At 69.0% G+C, this 23,495-nt stretch carries 28 protein-coding genes and 1 tRNA gene; 12 read left to right on the forward strand and 17 right to left on the reverse strand.

The window, feature by feature from the left end; genetic code table 11:
* The 3 genes from VGE03_RS00570 to VGE03_RS00580 form a co-directional block, all read right to left on the reverse strand.
* A partial coding sequence (locus tag VGE03_RS00570) for a hypothetical protein (RefSeq protein WP_331044518.1) occupies window positions 1-404 on the reverse strand: 404 nt, incomplete at its 3' end.
* A 20-nt stretch (window positions 405-424) separates the two neighbouring features.
* On the reverse strand, window positions 425-1,510 hold the full coding sequence (hisC, locus tag VGE03_RS00575; RefSeq protein ID WP_331044519.1) for a histidinol-phosphate transaminase: 1,086 nt from the start codon (window positions 1,508-1,510) through the stop codon (window positions 425-427).
* A gap of 4 nt (window positions 1,511-1,514) precedes the next feature.
* A complete protein-coding gene (locus VGE03_RS00580; RefSeq protein ID WP_331044520.1) occupies window positions 1,515-3,317 on the reverse strand; it encodes an ABC transporter ATP-binding protein in 1,803 nt (600 codons plus the stop codon).
* A gap of 97 nt (window positions 3,318-3,414) precedes the next feature.
* On the opposite strand from VGE03_RS00580, the gene VGE03_RS00585 reads away from it, so the two are divergent.
* Genes VGE03_RS00585 through VGE03_RS00595 form a run of 3 tightly spaced genes read left to right on the forward strand, consistent with a single transcriptional unit; the run spans window position 3,415 to window position 4,985 of the window.
* Entirely contained in the window at window positions 3,415-4,128 is a 714-nt protein-coding gene (locus VGE03_RS00585; protein ID WP_331044521.1) for a hypothetical protein, read from the forward strand.
* On the forward strand, window positions 4,125-4,265 hold the full coding sequence (locus tag VGE03_RS00590; RefSeq protein WP_331044522.1) for a hypothetical protein: 141 nt from the start codon (window positions 4,125-4,127) through the stop codon (window positions 4,263-4,265). The genes VGE03_RS00585 and VGE03_RS00590 overlap by 4 nt, the downstream gene beginning before the upstream one ends.
* A 54-nt stretch (window positions 4,266-4,319) precedes the next feature.
* Window positions 4,320-4,985: a fused DSP-PTPase phosphatase/NAD kinase-like protein gene (locus VGE03_RS00595; RefSeq protein WP_331044523.1), complete on the forward strand. Its 666-nt coding sequence runs from the start codon at window positions 4,320-4,322 to the stop codon at window positions 4,983-4,985.
* A gap of 3 nt (window positions 4,986-4,988) precedes the next feature.
* On the opposite strand, the gene VGE03_RS00600 is transcribed toward VGE03_RS00595, so the two are convergent.
* The 14 genes from VGE03_RS00600 to VGE03_RS00665 all read right to left on the reverse strand — a co-directional run bounded on the left by VGE03_RS00600 (window position 4,989) and on the right by VGE03_RS00665 (window position 16,158).
* On the reverse strand, window positions 4,989-5,219 hold the full coding sequence (locus tag VGE03_RS00600) for a hypothetical protein (protein ID WP_331044524.1): 231 nt from the start codon (window positions 5,217-5,219) through the stop codon (window positions 4,989-4,991).
* Window positions 5,216-5,395 carry a hypothetical protein gene (locus tag VGE03_RS00605; RefSeq protein WP_331044525.1) on the reverse strand — a complete coding sequence of 60 codons (180 nt, stop codon included), beginning with the start codon at window positions 5,393-5,395 and terminating at the stop codon, window positions 5,216-5,218. The genes VGE03_RS00600 and VGE03_RS00605 overlap by 4 nt, the downstream gene beginning before the upstream one ends.
* A 66-nt stretch (window positions 5,396-5,461) precedes the next feature.
* Window positions 5,462-5,710 carry a DUF4170 domain-containing protein gene (locus VGE03_RS00610; protein WP_331044526.1) on the reverse strand — a complete coding sequence of 83 codons (249 nt, stop codon included), beginning with the start codon at window positions 5,708-5,710 and terminating at the stop codon, window positions 5,462-5,464.
* Between the two features lie 78 nt (window positions 5,711-5,788).
* A complete protein-coding gene (locus VGE03_RS00615) occupies window positions 5,789-6,586 on the reverse strand; it encodes a 3'(2'),5'-bisphosphate nucleotidase CysQ (protein WP_331044527.1) in 798 nt (265 codons plus the stop codon).
* A complete protein-coding gene (locus VGE03_RS00620) occupies window positions 6,583-7,935 on the reverse strand; it encodes a TldD/PmbA family protein (protein ID WP_331044528.1) in 1,353 nt (450 codons plus the stop codon). Before VGE03_RS00620 ends, VGE03_RS00615 begins: the two co-directional genes overlap by 4 nt.
* A 40-nt stretch (window positions 7,936-7,975) precedes the next feature.
* Complete coding sequence (locus VGE03_RS00625) at window positions 7,976-8,395, reverse strand: MAPEG family protein (protein ID WP_331044529.1); 420 nt, start codon at window positions 8,393-8,395, stop codon at window positions 7,976-7,978.
* Window positions 8,396-8,404: 9 nt separating this feature from the next.
* Window positions 8,405-10,225: a M14 family metallopeptidase gene (locus tag VGE03_RS00630; RefSeq protein WP_331044530.1), complete on the reverse strand. Its 1,821-nt coding sequence runs from the start codon at window positions 10,223-10,225 to the stop codon at window positions 8,405-8,407.
* Between the two features lie 63 nt (window positions 10,226-10,288).
* Window positions 10,289-10,915 carry a hypothetical protein gene (locus VGE03_RS00635; RefSeq protein ID WP_331044531.1) on the reverse strand — a complete coding sequence of 209 codons (627 nt, stop codon included), beginning with the start codon at window positions 10,913-10,915 and terminating at the stop codon, window positions 10,289-10,291.
* Between the two features lie 140 nt (window positions 10,916-11,055).
* Window positions 11,056-11,400: a hypothetical protein gene (locus VGE03_RS00640; RefSeq protein WP_331044532.1), complete on the reverse strand. Its 345-nt coding sequence runs from the start codon at window positions 11,398-11,400 to the stop codon at window positions 11,056-11,058.
* Between the two features lie 128 nt (window positions 11,401-11,528).
* Window positions 11,529-13,058, reverse strand: coding sequence for a UbiD family decarboxylase (locus VGE03_RS00645; protein ID WP_331044533.1), 1,530 nt, complete (start codon window positions 13,056-13,058; stop codon window positions 11,529-11,531).
* Between the two features lie 9 nt (window positions 13,059-13,067).
* Window positions 13,068-13,718: a Pr6Pr family membrane protein gene (locus VGE03_RS00650; RefSeq protein WP_331044534.1), complete on the reverse strand. Its 651-nt coding sequence runs from the start codon at window positions 13,716-13,718 to the stop codon at window positions 13,068-13,070.
* 38 nt (window positions 13,719-13,756) lie between these two features.
* The gene (locus tag VGE03_RS00655) at window positions 13,757-14,608 is read right to left on the reverse strand and encodes an aldo/keto reductase (protein WP_331044535.1); all 852 of its coding nucleotides are present in this window, start codon (window positions 14,606-14,608) and stop codon (window positions 13,757-13,759) included.
* A 74-nt stretch (window positions 14,609-14,682) separates the two neighbouring features.
* A complete protein-coding gene (locus VGE03_RS00660; RefSeq protein WP_331044536.1) occupies window positions 14,683-15,225 on the reverse strand; it encodes a hypothetical protein in 543 nt (180 codons plus the stop codon).
* Window positions 15,226-15,282: 57 nt separating this feature from the next.
* A complete protein-coding gene (locus VGE03_RS00665) occupies window positions 15,283-16,158 on the reverse strand; it encodes a serine aminopeptidase domain-containing protein (RefSeq protein WP_331044537.1) in 876 nt (291 codons plus the stop codon).
* A 120-nt stretch (window positions 16,159-16,278) separates the two neighbouring features.
* Between VGE03_RS00665 and VGE03_RS00670 the strand changes: the two genes are divergently transcribed.
* The 9 genes from VGE03_RS00670 to VGE03_RS00710 all read left to right on the forward strand — a co-directional run bounded on the left by VGE03_RS00670 (window position 16,279) and on the right by VGE03_RS00710 (window position 23,429).
* The gene (locus VGE03_RS00670) at window positions 16,279-16,518 is read left to right on the forward strand and encodes a DUF3297 family protein (protein ID WP_331044538.1); all 240 of its coding nucleotides are present in this window, start codon (window positions 16,279-16,281) and stop codon (window positions 16,516-16,518) included.
* A gap of 3 nt (window positions 16,519-16,521) precedes the next feature.
* Window positions 16,522-16,863: a hypothetical protein gene (locus tag VGE03_RS00675; RefSeq protein ID WP_331044539.1), complete on the forward strand. Its 342-nt coding sequence runs from the start codon at window positions 16,522-16,524 to the stop codon at window positions 16,861-16,863.
* Window positions 16,864-16,930: 67 nt separating this feature from the next.
* Complete coding sequence (locus VGE03_RS00680; RefSeq protein WP_331044540.1) at window positions 16,931-18,358, forward strand: M20/M25/M40 family metallo-hydrolase; 1,428 nt, start codon at window positions 16,931-16,933, stop codon at window positions 18,356-18,358.
* A gap of 69 nt (window positions 18,359-18,427) precedes the next feature.
* Window positions 18,428-18,727, forward strand: a complete 300-nt coding sequence (locus VGE03_RS00685; protein ID WP_331044541.1) for a DUF4190 domain-containing protein — start codon at window positions 18,428-18,430, stop codon at window positions 18,725-18,727.
* A gap of 54 nt (window positions 18,728-18,781) precedes the next feature.
* Window positions 18,782-18,866: transfer RNA gene (locus VGE03_RS00690), tRNA-Leu, on the forward strand.
* Window positions 18,867-18,935: 69 nt separating this feature from the next.
* Window positions 18,936-19,955 (forward strand): LacI family DNA-binding transcriptional regulator, encoded by a 1,020-nt coding sequence (locus VGE03_RS00695; protein ID WP_331044542.1) that lies wholly within the window; start codon window positions 18,936-18,938, stop codon window positions 19,953-19,955.
* A 72-nt stretch (window positions 19,956-20,027) separates the two neighbouring features.
* The gene (locus VGE03_RS00700; RefSeq protein WP_414644864.1) at window positions 20,028-21,197 is read left to right on the forward strand and encodes a fumarylacetoacetate hydrolase family protein; all 1,170 of its coding nucleotides are present in this window, start codon (window positions 20,028-20,030) and stop codon (window positions 21,195-21,197) included.
* Window positions 21,194-21,952 carry an SDR family oxidoreductase gene (locus tag VGE03_RS00705; protein WP_331044544.1) on the forward strand — a complete coding sequence of 253 codons (759 nt, stop codon included), beginning with the start codon at window positions 21,194-21,196 and terminating at the stop codon, window positions 21,950-21,952. The genes VGE03_RS00700 and VGE03_RS00705 overlap by 4 nt, the downstream gene beginning before the upstream one ends.
* Before the next feature lie 49 nt (window positions 21,953-22,001).
* Complete coding sequence (locus VGE03_RS00710) at window positions 22,002-23,429, forward strand: sugar porter family MFS transporter (RefSeq protein ID WP_331044545.1); 1,428 nt, start codon at window positions 22,002-22,004, stop codon at window positions 23,427-23,429.
* The last annotated feature ends 66 nt before the right edge of the window (window positions 23,430-23,495 follow it).

Here is a 23,495-nt window from a genome sequence, read left to right on the forward strand (position 1 = left end):
GTGACAAAATCCAGGATGGGATTGGGACGGCTTTCCTTGTCCGCAAACAGGTCCAGCCAGTATCTCTTGGATTTTCCGGGCCGCATGGTCGCGACTTCCGCTGCCGTCTTATCCATCACGGGCGCGCCCAAGGCACGACAATAATCCAGGACAGCCGCATCCGCGCCCAGCTTCGAGAGGCTGGTGAGATAGTAGCCTTGCCGTTCCAGCGTCACGGCGATTTCCAGTGCGAGCGCCGATGGCTTCTGGCGCGCCGCTAAGGCGCGACGGGCACGAATGCGCGCGCCCTGCCCCAGCCGTACCTGCAGGCGGTGCCATATCCGCGTCAGATATCCCACCTCTCCCAGATACCGCTCAGGCCAGTGGCGCAAGCCGCGCACCAACGGCCGCAACACGTCTTTCATGCCGCTCGCGCGCGTTGCGTTCATGCTTTCAACACCTCACGGAAAGCGCTCACCAGCGCGTGGTTGCCTTCCTCGGTACCGACACTAATACGCAAGGCGCTGGGCAGGCCATAGCCCGCCAGCGGCCGCACGATCACGCCGCGCGCCAGAAGTCCCTGATAAACATCGGTCGCGTCCAGGCCGCGCGGCAAATGCGCCAGCAGGAAATTTCCGGCGCTGGGGCTCGTTGTCAGGCCCGAAGCAGCCAGTTCCCGCGCCAGCCACAGCCGCCAGTGTTCATTGTAGGCGCGGGCCGCCTGCAAAAAATCTTCGTCGGCCATCGCCGCCAGCGCCGCAGATTGGGCCGCCGCGGAGACGTTGAAGGGATATCGGATGCGGTTCACAGCTTCCGCCATATCGGCCGGCAGATAACCCCATCCCACGCGGGCGGCCGCCAGACCGAATATCTTGGAAAACGTGCGCGTTACCACAATATTCTGCGCACCCCGCGCCATGTCCAGCCCGCTTTCCCATGGCGCTTCGGCATATTCGGCATAGGCTTCATCCAGCAACAGGATCACATGCGACGGCAGGCCGACATGCAGGCGCCGGACTTCCGCGCCAGTGATAAACGTGCCGGTAGGATTGTTCGGATTGGCGAGAAAGACGATGCGCGTGCGCGGACCGACAGCCGCCAGTATAGCTTCGACATCGGCGGTGAAGCCTGTTTCCGGCGCCATCACCGGCACGCCGCCATTGCCGCGGGTGACAATCTCGAACTCGGAAAAGCCATAGCGCGGAATCACCGCTTCGTCGCCGGTATCGAGATAGGCCTGCGCCACCAGCCCGATAAGTTCATTGGAGCCGCAGCCACACAGGATGCGTTCCGGCTCCAGGCCATGGCGGCGCGCCAGCGCATGACGCAGCGCCGTGCTGCCGCCATCGGGATAAAGATGCAGAGATGACGACGCCTCACGCATCGCGGCGATCGCAGCCGGACTTGCGCCAAGGGGCGATTCATTGGACGACAGCTTGAACACCCGCGCCACACCCGGCGCCTGGCTGACGCCAGGGATATAGGGCGCAATCTTCTCGAGACCGGGACGAGGTCTGGGCGTTTGCGTCATGACATCAGCCGAGTGCGCCAATACGGCGGAACAGGACACTGCTCTGCGCCAGTTCTTCATAGGTGCCGCTGCTTTCGACCACACCATCCTGCATCAGGTAAATACGGTCGGCTTGTTTCACGGTATTGAGGCGATGGGCGATGACGATGATCGTCTTCTGGCCATAGATGTTCTGCAGCGTCTGGGTGATCTCACGCTCGGTGGCGGAATCCAACGCCGAGGTTGCCTCGTCCAACACCAGAACGGGAGTATTGCGATAAAGCGCGCGCGCGATGGCGATGCGCTGGCGCTGGCCGCCGGACAGGCGAAGGCCCGCTTCGCCGGCGCGGGTGGCGTAGCCCTCGGGCAGGGCGGAGATGAAGTCGTGGGCGGCGGCGCTGGCGGCGGCGGCCTCGATCTCGGCCTGCGAGGCGCCGGGGCGGCCGTAGGCGATGTTGGCGGCGATGGTGTCGTCGAACAGGAAGGGCTCCTGCGTGACCAGGGCGATGCGGCTGCGCAGGTCGTGCAGCTTCAGCTCGCGGATGTCGCGACCGTTGATCGTCACGGCGCCGGCGGTGACGTCATAGAAGCGGGGCAGCAGGCTGAGGATGGTCGACTTGCCGCCGCCGGACGGGCCGACGAGGGCGATGGTCTCGCCCGGCTTCACGGTCAGGGAGACGTCGGACAGGGTCGGGGCGCCGCCCTCGGCCGCCGGGGCGTAGGCGAAGCTGACGTGGTCCAGCGCTACGGTGACCGGCCCGGCGGTCAGGTCGGCGGCGTCCGGCGCCTCGCGGATTTCCGGCTGGATGTCGAGCGAGCCGAACAGACGACGGGCGGCGGTCAGGCCCTCGGTCATCACGGTCTGCAGGTTGGTGACCTGACGCAGCGACTGGCCCGCGGACATCAGCAGGCCGATGTAGGCGGCGAAGGCGCCGACAGTCATCTGGCCATTGCGCGCCTGCCAGCCCGCATAGGCCATGACGGCGGCGACCACGATCATGGCGACGAGGTTGGAGAAGGGACCGGCGAAGGCCCGGGAGTCGGCGGACTTGATGACGTGCCGCTGGCGACGGGCGACGACCTCGCCGACGCGGGCCTCCTCGGCCGCCTCGCGGTTCTCGATCTTGATCAGGCGGACGCCGTCGAGGTTTTCCATCAGGGCGGTGGAGAGGTTGCCGGTCTCGACCATGGCGCCCGTCGTCGCCTTGCGCATCCGCTTGCCGAAGCGCCGCAGGACAAGGGCGATCAGGGGCGCGCCCAGAAGCACGATCAGGGTCAGTTTCCAGTCGGTCCAGGCCATGTAGCTGATGACCGCGATCAGGGTCAGGCCGTGCTGGGTGTAGTTGACGACCCCGTTGGTGAAGGCCTCGCGCACCAGGTTGGCGTCGAACAGGACGGAGGCGACGAAGCCGCCGGAGTGCTGGCTGCGCAGGCGGGCCAGGTCGGCGCGGATCATCGAGCCGAACAGCTTGACCTGGATATCACCGACGATGCCGTGGCCCAGCCGGTTGACCAGCGCCGCCTGCCCGAGGGCCGCGACGGTCCAGATCAGGCCCGCGCCGATGATGATCGCCGGAACGCCGACCAGCGCATGTTCGGGGGCGATGGTGATGACCCGCCAGATGGTCACCGGCTTGCCCAGGAACAGGCCGTCGATGGCCGGCTCCAGCAGTTGCAGCACGGTGGCGGCCATGATGCCCACCACGGCGGCGCACAGGATCGACAGGAACAGCGGCGTACGGTGGTGGGACAGGTAGTCGCGCCAGATCCGCGCCAGCAGCGGGCGCAGCGGCTCTTTCTCGTCAGGCGCGGGGGCGGGCGTCGTCATCGGTCCGAGGTCGGACGACGGGGGCGGGAAGTCAAGCGGGGATGGCGTGATCGCGCTCGCCATTGCCGGACACCGGTGGGGCGAATAGCGTCGCCGTATGAAACGGGGACTGATCAGCGTCGCGCTCGCCTGTGTGGCCATGACCGCCGGATGCGCCACCCGTGGTGTGGGCGGGGCGTCGGAGGACCCGGGCCAGGTCGCGCTGGGCTGGGTCTTCGATCCCGCGCGGATCTTCGTCGGCGACGTCCGGCCCAGCTCTGACGATCAGGTGGTTCTGGAGGTCTCGGCGAGCCTCCGGGACGACTATATCCCCGCCTACAGCCTGGCCATCGCCTACCGCTGCCGGGCGGGCGAGACGTCGGGCCGCATTGAATGTGGCTACACCGCGCGCACGCTGCGGGTCGGTCCGCCCGGCGAAGGCCAGTTCGACCGGGGGCTGATGTTCCTGTCCCGGCTGCGCAACGCCCGGACCGTGCAGGAGATGAGGCCGCTGATGGACGGGCAGACCGGCCTGCAGTGGCTGGAAGCCGATGTCGACGCCTGTCCGCAGGGCATCTTCGCCATGGACTCGGTGCGGGTGACCAACTGGCGGCCGGACATCCACTATCCGCTTCAGCCGATGAACGAGCGGGAGATCATCCTGCATCCAGCCCAGATCAGGGTGAAGATGACCGGCACCTACACCACCACGACCTATCAGGGCTGGGTGCTGGCGGACGGCGTGCCCGCGGCGGTGCGGACCCTTCTGGACACGCTGGAGCCCTGCTGGACGCCCGCGACGTCGCCGAAGCCGTGGGAGCGGGGAGAATGACGAGACGAGGCGGAGCCGGGGCCCGGCTGATCAGGGGGCTGATCGTCGTGGCTGCGGGACTGATCGTGGCCTTCGGCGTCCTGCTGGTGGTGGCCTACTACGCCGCGCCGGTCACCCGGCCGATGGCCACAATGTAGGCTGCGACAGCCTTTGGGATGACGCCGGGCCGCGGAGCCTCTATCTCCGCATCCATGTCGAGCTACGACCTCTCCACCCCCCGCGGCCGGTTCAAGGCGAAGTGGGACTATGTCTGGAAGGACCACGCCTTCCTGCGCCGCTGGTTCATGAACGCCCACTGGCTGGGGCCGGACCTCGTGCGGACCAACCAGCCCTCGCCGCGGCAGCTGGCCTACTGGAAGTCGCAGGGGATCAGGACGGTCATCAACCTGCGCGGCGTGCGGGACGAGGCCTATTATGCGCTGGAGAAGGACGCCTGCGAGCGGCTGGGCCTGACCCTGATCGACGCGCCGCTGGACAGCCGCGATCCGCCACAGACCGATCGCATCCACCGGGCGAGGCGGCTGTTCGAGACGATCGAATATCCGGTGCTGATCCACTGCAAGTCCGGCGCGGACCGGGCGGGGATGATGGCGGTCTTCTATCGCCACTTCCATCTGGGCGAGCCGATGAGCGAGGCGATCAAGCAGCTCGACAAGAAATACCTGCACCACCGCGAGGGCCTGACCGGGGTGCTGGACTACACGCTGGAGAAATACCTGAAGGAGGTCGAGCCGACGGGCGTCAGCTTCCTGGAGTGGGTCGACAGCCCGGCCTATGACCCCAAGGCGATCCGGGCCGAGTTCAAGGCGCAGTGGTGGGGCACCCTGCTGACCGAAAAGCTGCTGAAGCGGGAGTAGGCCTCAGCCCCAGGGGCCGCGCGGGCCGTCCGAGGAGGGCGGCGGGGCCTTGTCCGGATTTTCGAGCGCCAGTTCGGCGTCGCGCCGCGCCTTGCGGTCGGCTTCCCATTTGCGGAACCAGCGCGTCTCGCTCCGGTCCCGGCGCGCGATCATGATCCAGGTGGCCAGCGCCACCAGCATGAAGATCAGCGAGGCGATTTCCTCGCCGCCGAGGGTGCGGCCGAACAGGGTCATGGGCGTGGGGTCTCTGCGTTGGCGGCTTGACCGGCGGGGCTGACGGGATCGTTCCAGGCGGTGTCGGACTCCCGGGGCGCATTGCTGGTCGTCTGACCGGGCTTGCGGCGCGTGGCCCAGACGACGATGGCGACGCCGAGCGCCCCCAGGGCGAGGACGATGAGAATGGTGGTCATGCTCGGGCCCTCCTTACGGCCGTGGCTTCACAGGAAGCGCCCGAGCGGTCCGGTTCGTTCCGGGGATCAGTGTTCCGCCGCGTCGCCGCGCGGGTCGATCAGGCGGTGGGCGTGCAGGATGAAGTAACGCATGTGCGCGTTGTCGACCGTCGCCTGGGCGCGGGCCTTCCACGCCTTGCGGGCTTCTTCGTAGCTCGGGTAGGCGCCGACGAACTCGATCTGGCTCAGGTCACGGAAGACGGGGGCGTCCAGGTGGCGCAGTTCGCCGCCGATGACGATGTGAAGAAGCTGGGCCGGATCGGTCTGGGTGGTCATGTTCTATTCCCGGGGGGAGGGCGGTCAGGGATGTCACCGTCCCACGGGCAGGTTGCGATCACCTGAAAGCGAGACGGATCAGCGGGGCGCGAGCGGAATAGGCCCTGTGCGCCGCAGGATCAACGGGTGGAGGCCCGGAGCGGCGCAGATCAGGCTGGTTTGTCGCGGATCAGGCTGATTGAAGCGCCATGCGCGGCCGTGGTGGTCGCTCACCCTGGCGCCCGCTTCCTCGGCGATCAGGGCGCCGGCGCAGACGTCCCAGTCCCATTTCGGCGTCAGGGCGATGGCGGCGTCGAAGGCGCCGGCGGCCACCAGCGCCATCCGGTAGGCCAGGGCGTTGCGTTTCTCGTAGCGCATGGGCGGCCAGGGCTCGGGCCAGTGCGGCCCCTCCATCAGCCGGGCGTCGGCCAGAACCGAGGCGTCATCCAGATCGGTGGTGTCCGACGCGCTGATCGCCCGCCCGTTCAGGGTCGCGCCGCCGCCGAGGGTGGCGGTGAAGGTCTCGTTCAGCATCGGCGCGTGGATGACGGCGGCGACCGGGCGGCCGTCCTCGACCACGGCGACGGGAATGCACCACCACGGCTTGTCCTTCATATAGGCCACGGTGCCGTCGATCGGATCGACCACGAAGATGCGCCGCTTCGTCAGGCGGTCGGTGGTGTCGGCGGTCTCTTCGGACAGCCAGCCGTAGTCCGGGCGGGCGTCGAGCAGGCGGGCGCGCAGAAGCGTGTCGACGGCCAGATCCGCCGAGGTGACGGGCGAGCCGCCGGACTTGGACCAGATCTTCAGACCCCGCTCGCGCTCGGACAGGGCCAGTTCGCCGGCGGCGAGGACCGCGTCGCGGATGAGTTCGAGATCGTCCGCGAGGTCCGTCATTTGCCCGCGATGGCCACCGCGTCGAACAGGAGGGACGGGCTGTTGAAGCCGCCCCGGAACTCGAGGTCGGAGCCGGGCACCAGACGGGCCCACAGGTCCTTCAGATTGCCGGCGACGGTGACTTCGCTGACCGGGTAGGCGCGTTCCCCGTTCTCGAACCAGAAGCCCGACACCCCGGCGGACCAGTCGCCGGTGTTGCCGTTCAGCGAGGGGCCGAACATGGAGGTGATCAGCAGGCCGGTCCCGGCGGCGCCCATCAGGCCGTCGAGGTCCTGCTCGCCCGGCTCCAGATGCAGGTTGTGGGTCGAGACGCCGGGCGGTCCCGCTAGCCCACGCGAGGCGTGGCCGGTCGAGGCCAGGCCCAGCTGGGCGGCGCTGGCGCTGTTCAGCAGCCAGGTGGTCAGGACGCCGTCCTCGATGATGGATTGCTTCCAGACCGCGACGCCTTCGTCGTCGAACGGGGTCGAGCCCAGACCCCGGACGCGGAAGGGATCGTCGATCAGGTTCACACCCCGGGGCAGGACGGGCTGGTTCAGCCGGTCCTTCAGGAAGGAGGTGCCGCGGGCGATGGATGCGCCGGAGATCGCGCCCAGCAGGGGCGACAGGACCTGGGTCGCGACCCGGTTCTCGAAGATGACGGGGGCGGTGGTCGAGGCGATCTTGCGCGGGCCGGTGCGTTCGACCGCCCGCTTGCCGGCGAAGGCGCCGATGGCTTCGGCGGAGGGCAGGTCGGACAGGTGGCGGACGGCGCGGTGCTCGCCGCCGCGTTCCATGGCCCCGTCCTTCTCGGCGATGACGCCGACGCCCAGCGAGAAGGCCGAGCCCTGATAGGCGCCGTCGAAGCCGTGGGAGGTGACCAGACGCCAGCGGCTGGACGAGGCGGCGGCGTGGCCGCCTTCGGAACGGGCGACGCCGTCGACGGCGAGGGCGGCGGCTTCAGCGGCCGCGGCGGCGGCTTCCAGCTCGGCGGCGCTGCGCTCGGTCGGATCGTAGAGGTCCAGATCGGGGAAGGGGCCCTTCGCCAGACGGTCTTGCGGCGCGAGGCCGGCCCAGGGGTCTTCCGGCGCCAGACGGGCCATGGCCACGGCGCGTTCGACCAGACGGGCGCGGGTCTTGTCCGACAGGTCGGAGGCCGAGACGGTCGCCTGACGCTTGCCGATGAAGACGCGCAGGCCAAGGTCGCGGCTCTCTTCGCGCTCGACGTCTTCCAGGGCGCCGTTGCGCACGCCGATGGACAGGGAAGCCCGCTCGGACGTCACCGCCTCGGCGGCGTCCGCGCCGGCCTTCAGCGCGGCGGCGATCAGATCGGGCAGGATGTCGGAGGCGGCGGCGTCACGCGGGGAGGTCATGCCCCGATATGGCCGGGCCTCCGTCCGGGCGCAACCGCCCTCAGAAGACCGCGGCGAAGATCAGCAGGCCCGCGGAGCCGATGAAGGTGAGGTAGGTCAGGATCATGCCCAGCATCCGGCCGACGGCGGGCTGCTTCTCCTGTCCCATGCCCCAGGCGTGCAGGACGCGGCCGAGGAAGAAGGCGCCGCCCAGCAGGTGGACGATCGCGGCGCTGTAGAAGACCGCGACCACGGCGAGGGCGACGAGCGCCAGCGGGATGTATTCGATCGCATTGCCGAAGGCGCGGGTGGAGGTGGTCAGCTCGGCATGACCGCCGTCGCCGACCGAGACCTTGTGCCGGCGCCGACCCGCGCTGATCCGCATCGAGAGAAAGAGCACGAACAGGAGGGACAGCCCCGTCCACAGGGCCACGGCCCGGAACGCCTCGGTGTGAAAGGCCAGCGCCTGTTCGATGCTCATTGGTTCCCCCTAGTTCTCGCGCGCCACCGGATAGAGGCGGTAGCGGTCATCATAGAACGGCGTGCGCTCGTAGAACCACTGCAGCCGCGCGTCGCCGTCGGCGGCGAAGGCGGGCTCGGCCGCCAGCTTGGCCTCGAACTCGGCCTTCAGGGCCGGATCGGCGGCCAGCATGCGCTCGGCCAGCGGGGCGATGGCGTAGCCTTCGATGTACTCCACCCGGCTGAGCACCTCGGGGAACAGGCCCCAGGCGAAGAAGCTCTCCGACGATTGTGGCTCCAGCAGCAGGACGACGATGTCGCCCAGCGGCTGGTCGGTCGGCACGCGGACCGAGCCGGTCGGGAAGGTCCAGTCGCGCTGTTGCGGCGTGACCCGGGTGACGGTGATCTGGACGTGGCCTTCGTTGGCCCGGGTCGCGAGCCGGGGATCGTCGAGGCGCAGCATTTCGACCGGAACGGTGCGCGGCGCGTCCAGCGTCTCCATCGCCACGCCGTGGATGCGCAGGCGCTCGATGATGTCGGTGCGGTAGGACGGCACCCAGTAGGCCTCGGGACGACGCAGCGTCAGGGTCGGGTGAGAGGAATAGAAGGGCATCTGCCAGACCTCGGGGTCCGGCTGGCCCAGCCAGCGGATCTCGCGACGGCCCGAGGCGGGGCTGTCGTACGTCTCGTAGGTGATGCCCTTGAAGGCGCGGGTCGAGATCGGCTGGGCGTCCGACTGGAAATTGGCCGGGATCTCGGCGGGCCGAAGGGCGCTGTCGGCCGCGACGGCGGCGCGCAGGCCGGCGCCCTGTTCGGCCAGCAGGGTCATCGCCCGCTCGAGGAAGACGTAGGTGCCCAGCACGCGCTGCTCGTGCGGCTTGAGGCTGTGGTTCTCGATCAGGATGGTGGGGACGTGCGCCGCCGAGCCCCAGCCGTTCGAGAAACGCTCGCCCAGGCCGCCGTCCGACAGGCCTGCGCGCGGGTTCTCGTCATCGACGCCGAAGACCAGTTCGCCGGGGATGTGGCCGCGGCCTTCGAGGGCGGCGTTCATCGCGGGCTTGAAGGCGCTGTCCAGCCAGGCGGCCGTGGCGGGGGAGCGGGAATAGACCCCGTCCTCGCCGTTGTAGCCGTAGGTGACGTCGTACTGGTAATCCATGCCGTCGGTGACGTGGATGTCGACGTACAGGTCGGGCCGGTACTTCACGATCAGGCCGCGCACCGCCCGCATCTCGGGCTGGTCCAGCTTGAGGTAGTCGCGGTTCAGGTTCTGGTTGGTCGCCGTGTTGCGCCAGCCCTGGATGCGCGGTCCGCGCTGGTTCGGACGGCTGTAGGCGGAGGCGCGCTCGTGCCCGTCGACCGACAGGATGGGGATCAGGATCAGGTTGACCCGGTCCAGCAGGTCGTCCTTGCCGTAGAAGGCGATGTCACGCAGCAGCATCATGCCCGCGTCCTTGCCGTCGATCTCGCCCGGGTGGATCCCCGCCTGGGCCAGCAGCACGGGCTTGGACGGATCGAAGGTCGCGCCGTCCTTGGACGCGATGACCGCGTAGATCGGACGGCCTTCCGGCGAGACGCCGAACTGCTCGATGCGGATCAGGTCGCTGGCGGCGTCCAGACGGTCGAACCAGGCGCGGGTGTCGACGTAGTTGGGGCTGAAGTCATGCTCGGCGTCGGCTTCGAAGGCCGTGGCCCACGGGTCGGAGGCCGGGCGCAGCAGGTCGCGGCTGGCGCCGTTCCACTCCGGCGCGGGCGGCAGGAAGGGCTGGTCCCACGGGGCGGTGTTGGAGACGGACTGGCTCATGACGGGACTCGCGAACAGAAGGGCGGCGGCGATCAGAAGGGGCGTGCGCATGGCGCCCTTCCTCGACCAAATGCGCGGCCCCGGCAAGCGGTCCCTTCGGGCGGGGCGGCGGGCCTAGTACAGGCCGGTGGCCGGGCCCCAGGCGCCGCGCGAGATCAGCCCGATCGCGGCCATGACCACCACCCACAGGCTGTAGGCCAGGACCGTCAGCAGGGCGCCGACGACCACGGGCCGCCCGGGCGCGAAGGCCGCTGTCGCGGTGCCGATGAAGAAGATGCCGAAACCGACCCACAGGCGGACGGTCGACAGGGCCGCGAACCCGTCGTTGACGCTCATCAGGGTGATGAAGAGCAGGCCGACGATCAGGTTGGCGGTCATGATGCAGCCGAAGACCAGCCGCCGGTAGCGCCAGAAATGGTCGGTCAGGTCGATGCGCTCATCGGCGCCCTCGGCCGAAACGCGCGGGAAGGTGACGCTGGCGGCGACGTAGAAGGTGGCGGCGATGACCAGGCCGGCGATCAGCAGGGCGTGGTTGAACGGCGCGCCGCGGAAGATGACCCAGGCCTGGTTCCAGAAGGTCGCGACGTCGAGGGCCACGAAGGCGGCCAGCAGGGGCGTCAGCCAGCCGAACCGGACCCGCTCCTTCTCATGCAGGACGCGGGCGAAGCCGCCGACCAGTTCGGCGACCGACAGGCCCAGAAGCAGCCCGTAGAAGCTGAAGAAGAATTCGAACGCGCTCATGATCCCCGCCCTTGCCGGGCGAACCTAGGCTGTACGGGGCGGCGCGTCACCCCGGGGCAGGGCCGGAATTGCCGACGGCCGACGTCGTCCCCGGAGCAGGGGCGACGCCGGCCGTCGAAAGCCGGGTCAGGCGTGGGGCGTCAGGCGCCGCGCTTGGCGACCAGACGGTCGACGGTGGCCTGGGCCTCGTCACGACGGGCCGAGTGGCTGGCGATTTCGGCGCGCTGGGCGGCCGAGAGACCACCGGCGGCGGCGCCCTGGTCGCGGATGGCTTCGATCTGGGCGTTCAGGTCGGCGACGGTGTCCTGGGCGTCCCACAGCTGCTGCTGCTCGGCCGGGCTCAGGCGCGGCGGCTGGGCGCGGCGCGGACGCGAGGCGCCGCGCGAGGCGCCGCGGCCGGTCAGGACCTGGGCGTCGGAGATGGTCGGGATGCTGATCACCGGCATGGCGGTGGCGAGGGCGAGAACGGCGACGATGGCGCGCATTTAGGGGGCTCCGGAAAAGAGAAGTGCGGACGTTAGATTACAGGGCCGTCATTTGTGAAGCATATTTCTGACGCAAGTGTTGCGTTGCACACGGAATCGCGGCGCCGCGAACACAGCTTCCGGTGGCTCTATTTCCAGATCGGCGTTCCGTCACCGGGCAGGCCGAGGCGGTCCCACATTTCCGAGACCCGGTCGACCACCTCGGTCTCCATGCGGATTTCCTCGCCCCACTCGCGCTTCGTCTCGGGCTCCCACTTGTCCGTGGCGTCCAGACCGATCTTGGAGCCCAGGCCGCTCTCGGGACTGGCGAAGTCCAGATAGTCGATGGGGGTGTTCTCGATCAGGGTGATGTCACGGGCCGGGTCCATCTTGGTCGAGATGGCCCACATGACGTCCTTCCAGTCGCGGGCGTTGATGTCGTCGTCCACGACGATCACCCACTTGGTGTACATGAACTGGCGCAGATAGCTCCACACGCCCAGCATCACGCGCTTGGCGTGGCCGGGGTAGGCCTTCTTCATCGACACCACGGCGATGCGATAGCTGCAGCCCTCGGGCGGCAGCCAGAAGTCGGTGATCTCGGGGAACTGCTGGCGCAGCAGGGGGATGAAGACCTCGTTCAGCGCCTCGCCCAGCACCGAGGGCTCGTCCGGCGGACGGCCGGTGAAGGTGGTCAGATAGATCGGGTCCTTCCGCATGGTGATCGCCGTCACCTGGAAGACCGGGAAGGTCTCGACCGAGTTGTAGTAGCCGGTGTGGTCGCCGTAGGGTCCCTCCGGGTGGTGCTCGTCCAGCAGGACGTGGCCTTCCAGCACGATCTCGGCCTGGGCCGGGACCATCAGCGGCACGGTCTTGCACGGAACCAGCTCGGCCTTGGCGCCGCGCAGCAGGCCGGCGAACTGGTACTCCGACAGGGTGTCCGGCACCGGCGTGACGGCGGCGAGGATGGTGCCCGGGTCGGCGCCGAGCACGATGGCGGCGGGCAGGGGCTCGCGCGAGCCGGTCTTCTTGTGGCGGGCGTAGTGCTGGGCGCCGCCGCGGTGGGCCAGCCAGCGCATGATCGCCTTGTCCTTGCCCAGCACCTGCATGCGGTAGATGCCGAGGTTGAAGTCATCCTCGCGCGCGTCGGAGGGGCCCTTGGTGACCACCAGACCCCAGGTGATCAGCGGCGCGGGCTCGCCGGGCCAGCAGCCCTGGATTGGGAGCGAGGTCAGGTCGATCTGGTCGCCCTTGAGCACCACCTGCTGCACCGGGGCGTTCTTCACCGTCTTCGGGCGCATGGCCATGACGGTCTGGGCCAGCGGCAGCATCTCCATGGCGTCGCCGAACCCGCGCGGCGGGGTCGGATTGCGCAGGAAGGCCAGTAGCTCGCCGACCTCGCGCAGTTCGGCGGCGGTGGTGCGTTGCTTCTTCTCCAGCGTCACGCCCATGGCGACCCGCTTCACCGTGCCGAACAGGTTGGCCAGGCAGGGGATGGGGCTGATCGTGCCGTCGGGCATCACCGGCTTCTCGAAGATCACGGCCGGACCGCCGTTCCGGAGAAGGCGGGTCTGGATCTCGGTCATTTCCAGATGGGTGGAGACCGGCTCGGTCACCCGTACCAGTTCGCCCTCGGCTTCGAGGATGTCGATGAAGTCGCGCAGCGATTTGTAGGCCATGGCGGAGGCTTAGGCGGACGCGGCGCTCCTGTCACGCCGTCCCAGCGTGCGGTCGATCGCCACGACGCCGAGGCCGATGATCAGGAAGAAGACCAGCAGGCCCGCGAAGGCGGCGCCGGCCTTGATCCAGCCCCGCCCGGACACGTCGATGAACCAGTAGGGCCACCAGTCGGCGGCGAGGCCGTGGATCACGGTCCAGCCGCCGTAGATCAGCGGGAAGGCCAGCCATTTCGCCGGATCGGTCCAGCGCAGACGGCCCTTCGGCGTGAACATCAGCCAGTCCAGCAGCATGGCCGTCGGCATCAGATAGTGCAGGCCGACGTTCGCGACGAACAGCCAGCCCTGCGGGTTCCAGGTGGCGTGCAGGAGGAAGTGGTACACCAGGCCCACCACCACGGCGTACATGGTGACGGACGCGCGGACGCCTTCGGATGCGGTCCAGCGCCCGAGGGGGCGGCCGCCGGCCGCGACCGGAAGGGTCATGGCCAGCGCCACCAGCACATTGGTCAGGATGGTGAAGTAGCTGAAGAAGTTCAGCGTCAGGGCGAACACGCCCTGTCCCGGCGTGGCCAGCATGAGCGCGTATTGCAGGATCAGGATCGCCCAGCCGAGGAGGGCGAAGACCGCGCGCCAGATCAGGGCTGTGCGCGGTCCATGCATTCCGTCTCTCCGGCGGGGCGCCGCTCAGGCGCGGGGGCTCAGGCCCATTCTTCGTCCCACCGGAAGGCCTTGTCGAGCCAGTCGCCGAGGCGGCCGTCGGGACGGGCGAGGGCGTGGATGCGGTCCATCTCCTCGGGCGTCAGCTCGAAGTCGAAGATGGCGAAGCTTTCCGCGGCGCGGCTGACCTTGGTCGTGCGCGGGATGGCGATGACACCCTGCTGGATCAGCCAGCGCAGGGTGACCTGACCGGCCGACTTGCCGTGCTTCTCGCCGATTTCGATCAGGGTCGGGTCGGTGGCGACATTGCCCTGGGCCAGCGGCGACCAGGCGGTGACGGACGAGCCGAGCGCCTTCGCGGCGGCCAGCAGCTTCGTCAGCTTGAGGTAGGGATGATACTCGACCTGGTTGGTGACCAGCTTCGCCTTCGACAGCGACTGGGCGCGCTCCCACTCGGCCGAGGGGAAGTTCGACAGGCCGATGCTGCGGGTGAAGCCCTGATCCAGCGCCTCATTGAGGGCCTCGAGGGTTTCCTCGAAGGCCGGTTCCGTCTTGGGCCAGTGCAGGAGCAGCAGGTCGGGGGTGAAGCCCAGCGCTTCGGCCGATTCCTTTGCCTGCTTCAGAAGGTCGGCGCGGTGGAAGTGGGCGACCCAGATCTTGGTGGTCAGCCAGATGTCCTCGCGCTTCACATGACCCGCGGCGATGGCGTCGCGGATGCCGTCGCCGACGGCGGCCTCGTTCTTGTAGATCCAGGCGGTGTCGATGTGGCGGTAGCCGATGCGCAGGGCCTCGGCGACCATGCGGCGGGCGTCCTCGGGCTCCAGCATCCAGGTGCCGAAGCCCAGCAACGGAATCGTGTGGCCGTCGACGGTGATGGCGGGCTGATCGGTCATGGGAAGGCTCCGGAGAAGGGGAGGCGCTTACCTAGGCCGTGGTCGCGCCGGTTCAAGGACCGGCGCGGCGCAGATCAGTTCAGCTCGGCGGCTTCCTTGATGGAAGCGATCTGGGCCGGGAAGTAGGGCTGGTCGCCCTGACGCTTCAGGCCGTTGTCGAATTCCTCCAGCAGGGCCACGGCTTCGCGCGGCTGGCCCTTGCGGACCAGTTGGGCGGCCAGGGCTCCGCGCACGTCGACCAGGCTGGGCACCAGTTCCAGCGACTTGCGGTTGGCGCGGATCGCGCCGTCCAGATCGCCGGTGGCCTCCAGGCTGATCGCGTAGCCGGCGTACATGTCGTAGGTGACCACGCCCAGTTCCTCGGCGCGCCTGTAGAAGGGCACGGCCTCGCGGTGGTGGCCCGCGCGGGTGCGGGCGATCCCCAGCTTGGCGTTGACCATCGGGTCGTTGGGGTAGGCCTTCAGGTAGCCGTTGTAGTTGGCGGCGGCGCAGTTCCAGTCGCGCGACGCGAAGCACTCGTCGCCGTCGGCGAGGCTGGCGGGTTGCGGCGCGGCGGCCTTTTCCTGACAGGCGGTCAGACCCAGGGCGGCGACGAGAAGCAGGCCGGCGATACGCATTCGATGGTTCCCCCCAGAACGGTGCAGCCCGCGACTAGCACGAGGTCGGGCGGGGCGTCACGCGGGTTCGAACAGCCAGTCCGCCATCCGGTCCCAGAGCGGCTCCATCCCCCTGCGGAACGCGCCCTCGTGACCGATGCGCTTCAGCCCGAAGTCGGCGGGGGTGTGGACCGTCATGTCGCGCGGGGCGTTGGGATAGATCTGCATCAGGATGGGGCCGGTCACCGGGGTGGCGATCGGGTCGTCGGTGAAGATCCACGAGTGGATCGGGGCGGTGACGGCGTCGAAATGATGCGGTCGCAGCCCGTCCTTCAGTTCCTCGAGGAAGTAGGGCTCCTTCAGGCACCAGCGTCGCCAGGTCTCCCACACGCCGCGCGGCAGGTCGGTCCCCGCCCACAGGCCCCCGCCCTTGATATAGCCGTGGCGGGCGAGGCTGAGCGGGCCGAAGCCGAACCAGAAGAACAGCTCCAGCGGATTGTAGGACCGGTGGTGCCGTCCCCAGTAGCCGCTGCCGACCGAGACGAAGGCGTGCTTCGCGATCCGGTCCTGGTTGGGCATGAAGCCGAGGAAGTGGCCGCCGACGCTGTGCCCGACATGGACGACCGGCAGGCCGGGCGCCGCCTCGATCAGGGCGTCCAGCGCCGCGGGCATGTCGAGCCGGCCCCAGTCGACATAATCCATTCGCATGGCCGCCAGGTCGTCGGGCCGCGATCCGGCGATGCCCCGGAAGTCATAGGTCAGGACGGCCGCGCCCTTGCTCGCCAGGTATCGGGCGAAACGGTCGTAGAATCCCTTGGGAAAACCGGTGCCGGAGCTGACCAGAACGGCCGTCGTCGGCTCGGGCGCTGAGACCAGCCGCATCGACAGCGGATAGCCGTCGGCGGCCGGGGCGGTGAAGTCGCGGATGACGAGGTCGGTCGCAGAATCGGGCACGGGACAGGTCCGTATTGATTTGAAACGAACCTAGCCGATTGACCTCGGGTCAGGTCAAGAGCTTGGAGCCGGGCGGCGGAACGGCTAAAGGCGGCGGCTGATTTGCCGAAGAGCCCTTCAATGACCGACCTTCCCGACCGCCTGTCCGTCGATCCCGACAGCAAATTCCACAACGCTGACATCCTGGCGCTGGGCATCGGCGTCCGCTTCAAGGGCGAGGAAAAGACCAACGTCGAGGAATACTGCATCTCGGAAGGCTGGGTTCGCCTGGCCGTCGGCAACCGCGTCGACCGCCGCGGCAAGGCGCTGACCGTCAAGCTGCAGGGCCCGGTCGAGGTCTGGGTCAAGGGCGAGGCCTAAGCCTTGAAGCGCCGTCGTTCGATCCTGACGCTCGGCGCTTTTCTGATTTTTGCAGCAGCCATCCTGTTGGGTTTGTCCCTCTGGGGGATCGACGACGGGTTTGATTGGGATATGGCGCGATGCGCCCGGCTTCCCGATCATTGGCTGCCCGAGTTTGCCTGGGCCTTCGCCAGTCTGATCGCCGCGACGGCGTTGCTCGCCGGTGGAGCGGCGTTCCAGCTTGAGCGATCTGGCGGCTCGAAACGGGCGTCCGGCGTGTCGATTGCTGTGTCCGGCCTCTTCGTGATCGGTGCGCTGGTTCTGGTTATCGGGTTGCGTTTCGGCTCCTGCCCAACTGTGGCCTGACGTCCTTTCCGCTTGGGAGATGTGGGTCTAGGGTCCGGCTCCACTGTTGAGTCCCTCCGGAGCCGTCATGCGCCTGTCCGCCCGTCTTCTCGCCGCCAGCGCGCTCGCGTTGAGCCTCGCCGCTCCGGCCTTCGCCCAGGACGCGGCGACCATCCAGCGGGCCGAGCGGATCCGTGACGGCGCGCTCGAGCAGAACATTGCGCTGGACTACGTCACCCAGCTGACGACCCGCTTCGGCGCCCGCCCGGCGGGCTCGCCGTCGGAGCAGGCCGCCGCCGAGTGGGCCGCGCAGTACATGCGCGAGCACGGCTTCCAGAACGTCCGTATCGAGACCTTCCCGCTGGTCGGCTGGGAGCGTGGCGAGGAGAGCGCCTCCATCGTCGGCGCGAACCCGCAGCGTCTGGTCGTCGCCGCCCTCGGCCATTCGCCGGGCACCAACGGCGTGATCGAGGCCGAGGTCGTCCGCTTCACCAGCCTTGAGGAATTGAACGCCGCCCCGGCCGGGTCGCTGGCGGGCAAGATCGCCTATGTCGACGCCGGCCAGATGGTGCGCATGCAGGACGGCGCCGGCTATGGCCCCCTGACCCGCATCCGGGGCGCCGGTCCCGCGGCGGCGGCGTCGAAGGGCGCGGTGGCCTTCATCATGCGCTCGGTCGGGTCGGACGAGCATCGGATGCCGCACACCGGCACCACCCGCTATGTCGAGGGCCGCGTGCCCCTGCCGGGCTTCGCCCTGTCCGCGCCGGACGCCAGCCAGCTGTCGCGCCTGATCGCGAGCGGCGAGACGGTGCGCCTGCGCCTGTCCTCGACCGCACACACCTATGAGACGGTGTCCCAGAACGTGGTCGGCGAGATCACCGGGGCGTCGCGCCCGAACGAGGTGATCGTGCTGGGCTCGCACATGGACAGCTGGGACCTCGGCACCGGCGCCATCGACGACGGCGCGGGCGGGGCGATCACCCTGGCCGCGGCCAAGGCGATCGCCGAGAGCGGCCGCCGCCCGGCCCGCACGATCCGCGTGGTCCTGTACGGTTCGGAAGAAGTCGCGCAGCCGACGGACACCGGCAACGGCGGCGGCGCCTATCTGCGCGGCATCGGCGCGGCGGTGGAGCAGCACATCATCGCCGGCGAGAGCGACTTCGGCGCCGACCGGGTCTATGCGCTGGGCCTGCCGCCGGGCGCCCAGAACTCGGACTTCGCCCGCATCGCCAACCGGGTGCTGTATCCGATCGGCGTCCTGCCCTCGCCGGACCCGGAGCTGCACGGCGGCGCCGACATCGGGCCGCTGGCCGCCGCCGGCGTGCCGGTGTTCGGCCTCAGCCAGGACGGCACCCGCTACTTCGACCTGCACCACACCGCCGACGACACCCTGGACAAGATCGATCCGGCGCAATTGAGCCAGAACGTCGCCGCCTGGGCCGCGCTGGTCTACCTGATCGCCGATTCGGACGTGGACTTCCGGGCCATGCGTCCGGCGGGCGCCGCCGCCCACTGAGGTCGCTTTGAGCTTTGCCGCAGGCGTGCCACGCTGGCGCGAATCCATACGGAACCTGCGGGGGTATTGATGAGCGACAACGACTATCAGGCGGGCATGGTCCCGGCGAACCCGACCAACGGCCTGGCCATTGCGTCACTGGTGCTGGGCATCCTGTCGGTCCTGTTCGTGTGGATCCCGGTGATCGGCATGGTGTCGTGGATCCTCGCGCCGATCGGGCTGGTGCTGGGGCTGGTCGCCCTGGGCAAGCCCGGCGGCAAGGGGCTGGCGATCGCCGGCTCGATCTGCTCGGGCGTGGGCCTGCTCGGCTGCATCGGCTGGGTGTTCCTGTTCGGCGCGGCGATGATGTCCAGCGCGGGCTCCTACTGATCCGACGCCGCTTGGCCCGGATCGACGCGCCCTGCTAGACGACGTCCGGGCCCGGCGAGCGTGGCGAAATTGGTAGACGCAGGGGACTTAAAATCCCTCGGCTTCGGCTATGCGGGTTCGAGTCCCGCCGCTCGCACCATCCTCGCGCCACTGGCAGGCGCGGGCGCATGGTTCTAGGCTCGGACGAAGCAGCCGACGGGGCAGGGATTTGAACAAGGCGGTCAAGATCGACGACGTGGCGCGCCTTGCGGGCGTGTCGCCCATGACCGTGTCCCGGGTGATGAATCGCGCGCCGGGCGTCCGCGACAAGACCCGCGAGGTCGTGCAGGCCGCCATCGAGGAACTGGGCTACCGGCCCAATGCCGCCGCCCGCAACCTGGCCCGGGCCGGGGCGGGACGACTGGGGATGCTCTATTCCAACCCCAGCGCGGGCTATCTGAGCCAGTTCCTGCTGGGCGCGCTGGAAGGCGCGCATCAGGTCGGGGCGCAGCTGCTGCTGGAAAAATGCGAGGCTGACGGCGACAGCGAGCGCGCCGCCGTGGCGCGGCTGGCCGATGGCGGGGTGACGGGCGTGGTCCTGCCGCCGCCGCACGGCGAGAGCTGGGCTGCGCTGGCGGCGGTGAAGGCGAAGGGGCTGGCGGCGGTCGCCGTGGCCCCGGGCCGCTTCCGCTCGGCCGCGCCGGCGATCCGGATCGACGACCTGGCCGCCGCGGCGGAGATGACCCGCTATCTGCTGGACCTGGGCCACCGCCGGATCGGCTTCATCAAGGGGGCCGACAACCAGACGGCCAGCGCCGAGCGGCTGATCGGCTTCGAAACCGAGGTCGCCGCCTTCGCCGAGCCGGTCGAGTCGCTGATCGAGGCGGGGGCCTTCACCTACCGCTCCGGGTTTGACGCGGCGGAGCGGCTGCTGGCCGCGGACCGGCCGCCGACGGCCATTTTCGCCTCGAACGACGACATGGCCGCGGCCGCCATCGCGGCGGCGCACCGGCGCGGGCTGGACGTGCCGCGCGACCTGACCGTGGTCGGCTTCGACGACACGCCGGTGGCGCAGGAGATCTGGCCGGCCCTGACGACGATTCGCCAGCCGGTCGCCGAAATGGCCGAGATGGCCGTCCGTCTGCTCGACGAGGGCGTCGCGGCGGAGGCCGAAGGCGAGACCGGCGCCCAGCACCTGATCCGCCACACCCTGATCATCCGGGACTCCTCGGCCGCGCCCGCCGCCTGATCCGCGACGGCATGCTTGACAGGTCGCCTCCGGTTCAATGATGTTAGCGCTAACATCTGACGTCCCGCACGTATGGGGCGCGAGGGGGAAGCGTTGCGGATACTGGATCACCTTCCGGCCGATTGGCCCGAAGCGGTGCTGGCGGGGCGTGTGCAGACCGGGGACGGGCCGTCTCCCGTGCTGGTCCGCAATGGGCGTTTGATCGACGTCAGCCTGACCGCCCCGACCATGGCCGACCTGCTGGCGCGTCCTGACGCGGCCTCGGTCGAAGGCGTGGATCTGGGGTCCATCGCCGACATGACCTTCCGCACCGCCTGGAGCGACGGCGAGGTCGAGCTGCTGTCGCCGGTCGATCTGCAATGCATCAAGGCCTCGGGCGTGACCTTCGCCGTCTCGGCCATGGAGCGGGTGATCGAGGAGCGGGCGCGGGGCGATTCCGCCGCCGCCGAAGGCATCCGCGCCGATCTGGCCCGCCGCATCGGCGGCGACCTGCGGGCGGTGAAGCCAGGTTCCGAGCAGGCGCAGGCGCTGAAGGCCGCCCTGATCGCCGACGGCATGTGGTCGCAGTATCTGGAAGTGGCGATCGGCCCGGACGTGGAAATCTTCACCAAGGCCCCGATCCTGTCGTCGGTCGGCTGGGGCGCCGAGGTCGGGGTGCGTCCCGACTCGGCCTGGAACAATCCCGAGCCCGAGGTGGTGCTGGTCTGCGATCCGACCGGTCGCACCGTCGGCGCGGCGTTGGGCAATGACGTCAACCTGCGCGACATCGAGGGCCGCTCGGCCCTGCTGCTGGGCAAGGCCAAGGACAACAACGCCTCGGCGGCCATCGGCCCCTTCATCCGCCTGTTCGACGGCGCATTCGGCATGGACGACGTGCGCAACGCCGAGGTGCGGCTGGAGGTCGTCGGCGCCGACGGCTTCGTCATGGACGGGACCAGCAACATGGCCCTGATCAGCCGCGATCCGGAGGAGCTGGTGCGGCAGGCGGCGGGCGCCAACCACCAGTATCCGGACGGCTTCGCCCTGTATCTCGGCACCATGTTCGCGCCGGTCGATGATCGCGGCGCGCCGGGGCAGGGGTTCACCCACAAGGTCGGGGATCGCGTGCGCGTGTCGTCGCCGAAGCTGGGGGTGCTGGAGAACATCGTGACCACGTCGGACAAGGCGCCGCCGTGGGTGTTTGGAGTATCGGCCCTGATGCGCAACCTCGCGCAGCGCGGCCTGCTGGGGGCGAGCGTATGAGTGCAGCGATCTATCCGTCGCTGAAGGACCGGCTGGTGGTGGTCACCGGTGGGGGCTCCGGCATCGGGGCGGCCCTGACCGAGGGGTTCGCCCGGCAGGGCGCGCGGGTGGTGTTCCTGGACATCGCCGTGGCCGACTCGAAGGCGCTGGAAGCGTCGCTGGCCGACCTGTCGCCGGCGCCGGTCTTCCACGAGTGCAACCTGACCGACGTCGAGGCGCTGCAGGTCTGCCTGGCCGAGATCGCCGCGACCCACGGCCCGGTCGAGGTCCTGGTCAACAACGCCGCCAACGACGACCGTCACGCCCTGGCCGAGGTCACGCCCGCCTATTGGGAAGACCGGATCGCGGTGAACCTGCGGCACCTCTATTTCGCCACCCAGTCGGTGGCTCCGGCCATGCGTGCGGCGGGGCAGGGGGTGATCCTGAACCTCGGCTCGATCAGCTGGCATCTGGGCCTGCCCGAGCTGTCGCTCTACGAAACCGCCAAGGCCGGGATCGAGGGGATGACGCGGGCGCTGGCGCGCGAACTCGGCGTCGACGGCGTGCGGGTCGCCTGCATCGTGCCGGGCAATGTGAAGACCCCGCGCCAGATGAAATGGTACACGCCCGAAGGGGAGGCGGAGATCGTCGCGGCGCAATGCCTGAAGGGCCGGATCGAACCGCGCGACGTGGCCGCGCTGGCGATGTTCCTGGCCTCGGACGACGCCCGCTTCATCACGGGACATGAGTATTTCGTGGACGCCGGCTGGCGATAGGCCGACGGTGATCTGAACGGGCCGATAGAGCCCTCTGGGAGGATTGAGAATGGCAGGACCGACGGGGGGCTCAGGCCCTGACATCGCGGGCGACGACCGCGTCAACATCGGCTTCATCATCGCCATCGTGGCCGTCGCCACGATCGGCGGGCTTCTGTTCGGCTACGACTCGGGGGCCGTGAACGGCACCCAGGCGGGGCTGCAGGCGCAGTTCAACCTGGACGCCAACGGGCTGGGCTTCACGGTCGGGTCGCTGCTGATCGGTTGCGCCGTCGGCGCCTTCTTCGCGGGGCGGCTGGCGGACCTGATCGGCCGCCGCACGGTGATGATCATCTCGGCCCTGCTGTTCCTGTTCGGCGCCCTGATCCAGGGCGTGACGGACGTGCACGCCGTCTTCGTCGCCGCGCGTTTCGCGGGCGGCATGGCCGTGGGCGCGGCCAGCGTGCTGTCGCCGCTCTACATCTCGGAAGTCGCCCCGGCGAAGATCCGCGGGCGGATGAGCACGGTGCAGCAGGTGATGATCATCAGCGGCCTGACCGCCGCCTTCCTGGTCAACTACTTCCTCGCGCAGAACGCGGGCAGCAGCCTGGGCGAGATCGCCGGAACGACCGCCTGGCGCTGGATGTATCTGGCCCAGGCCGCGCCGGCCGCCGTCTTCCTGCTGGCCCTGTTCCTGATCCCGGAAAGCCCGCGCTATCTGGTCATGAAGGGCAAGGATGACGCGGCGCGCGCCGTGCTGACCAAGCTGTTCGGCGCCGAGGCGGCCGAGCGCAAGGTCGGTGAAATCCGCGCCAGCTTCAGCAAGGATCATCGCCCGAGCTTCAAGGACGTCACCGGCAAGGCCGTCTTCCGTCCGATCGTCTGGGCGGGTCTGGTTCTGGCGACCTTCCAGCAGTTCGTCGGCATCAACATCATCTTCTACTACGGCGAGACCCTGTGGCGTCTGGCCGGGGTGTCGGAAGAGGTCGCGCTGGAGCGCAACATCCTCTCCGGCGCCGTCTCCATCGGCGCGGTGCTGCTGGCCCTGGCCGTCATCGACAAGATCGGCCGCAAGCCGTTGCTGCTGATCGGCTCGGTCGGCATGGCCGTCACCCTCGGCGCCATGACCTGGGCCTTCAGCGGCGCGGGCGCGGATTCTGCGGGCAATCTGACCCTCGGCGCCACCGCCGGTCTGACCGCCCTCGTCGCCGCCAATCTGTACGTGATCTTCTTCAACTTCAGCTGGGGCCCGGTGATGTGGGTCATGCTGGGCGAGATGTTCCCGAACCAGATGCGCGGCTCGGCGCTGGCGATCTGCGGCCTGGCCCAGTGGGGCGCCAACTATCTGGTCGTCCAGAGCTTCCCCGGCATGGCCGAAGGGATCGGCCTGGTCGGCACCTACGCCCTGTACACGGTCGCGGCCGTGATCAGCATCTTCCTGGTCCGCTCCTTCATCCAGGAGACCAAGGGCAAGGAACTCGAAGAAATGACCGGCTGACGCTCCTCCCCAGAGCGCTGCGGCGGGCGATGCGACGGATGCCTATCTGTTTCGTGTCGCCCGCCG

Origin of the sequence: Brevundimonas sp. (assembly GCF_036400995.1) — a bacterium.
Classification (GTDB): domain Bacteria; phylum Pseudomonadota; class Alphaproteobacteria; order Caulobacterales; family Caulobacteraceae; genus Brevundimonas.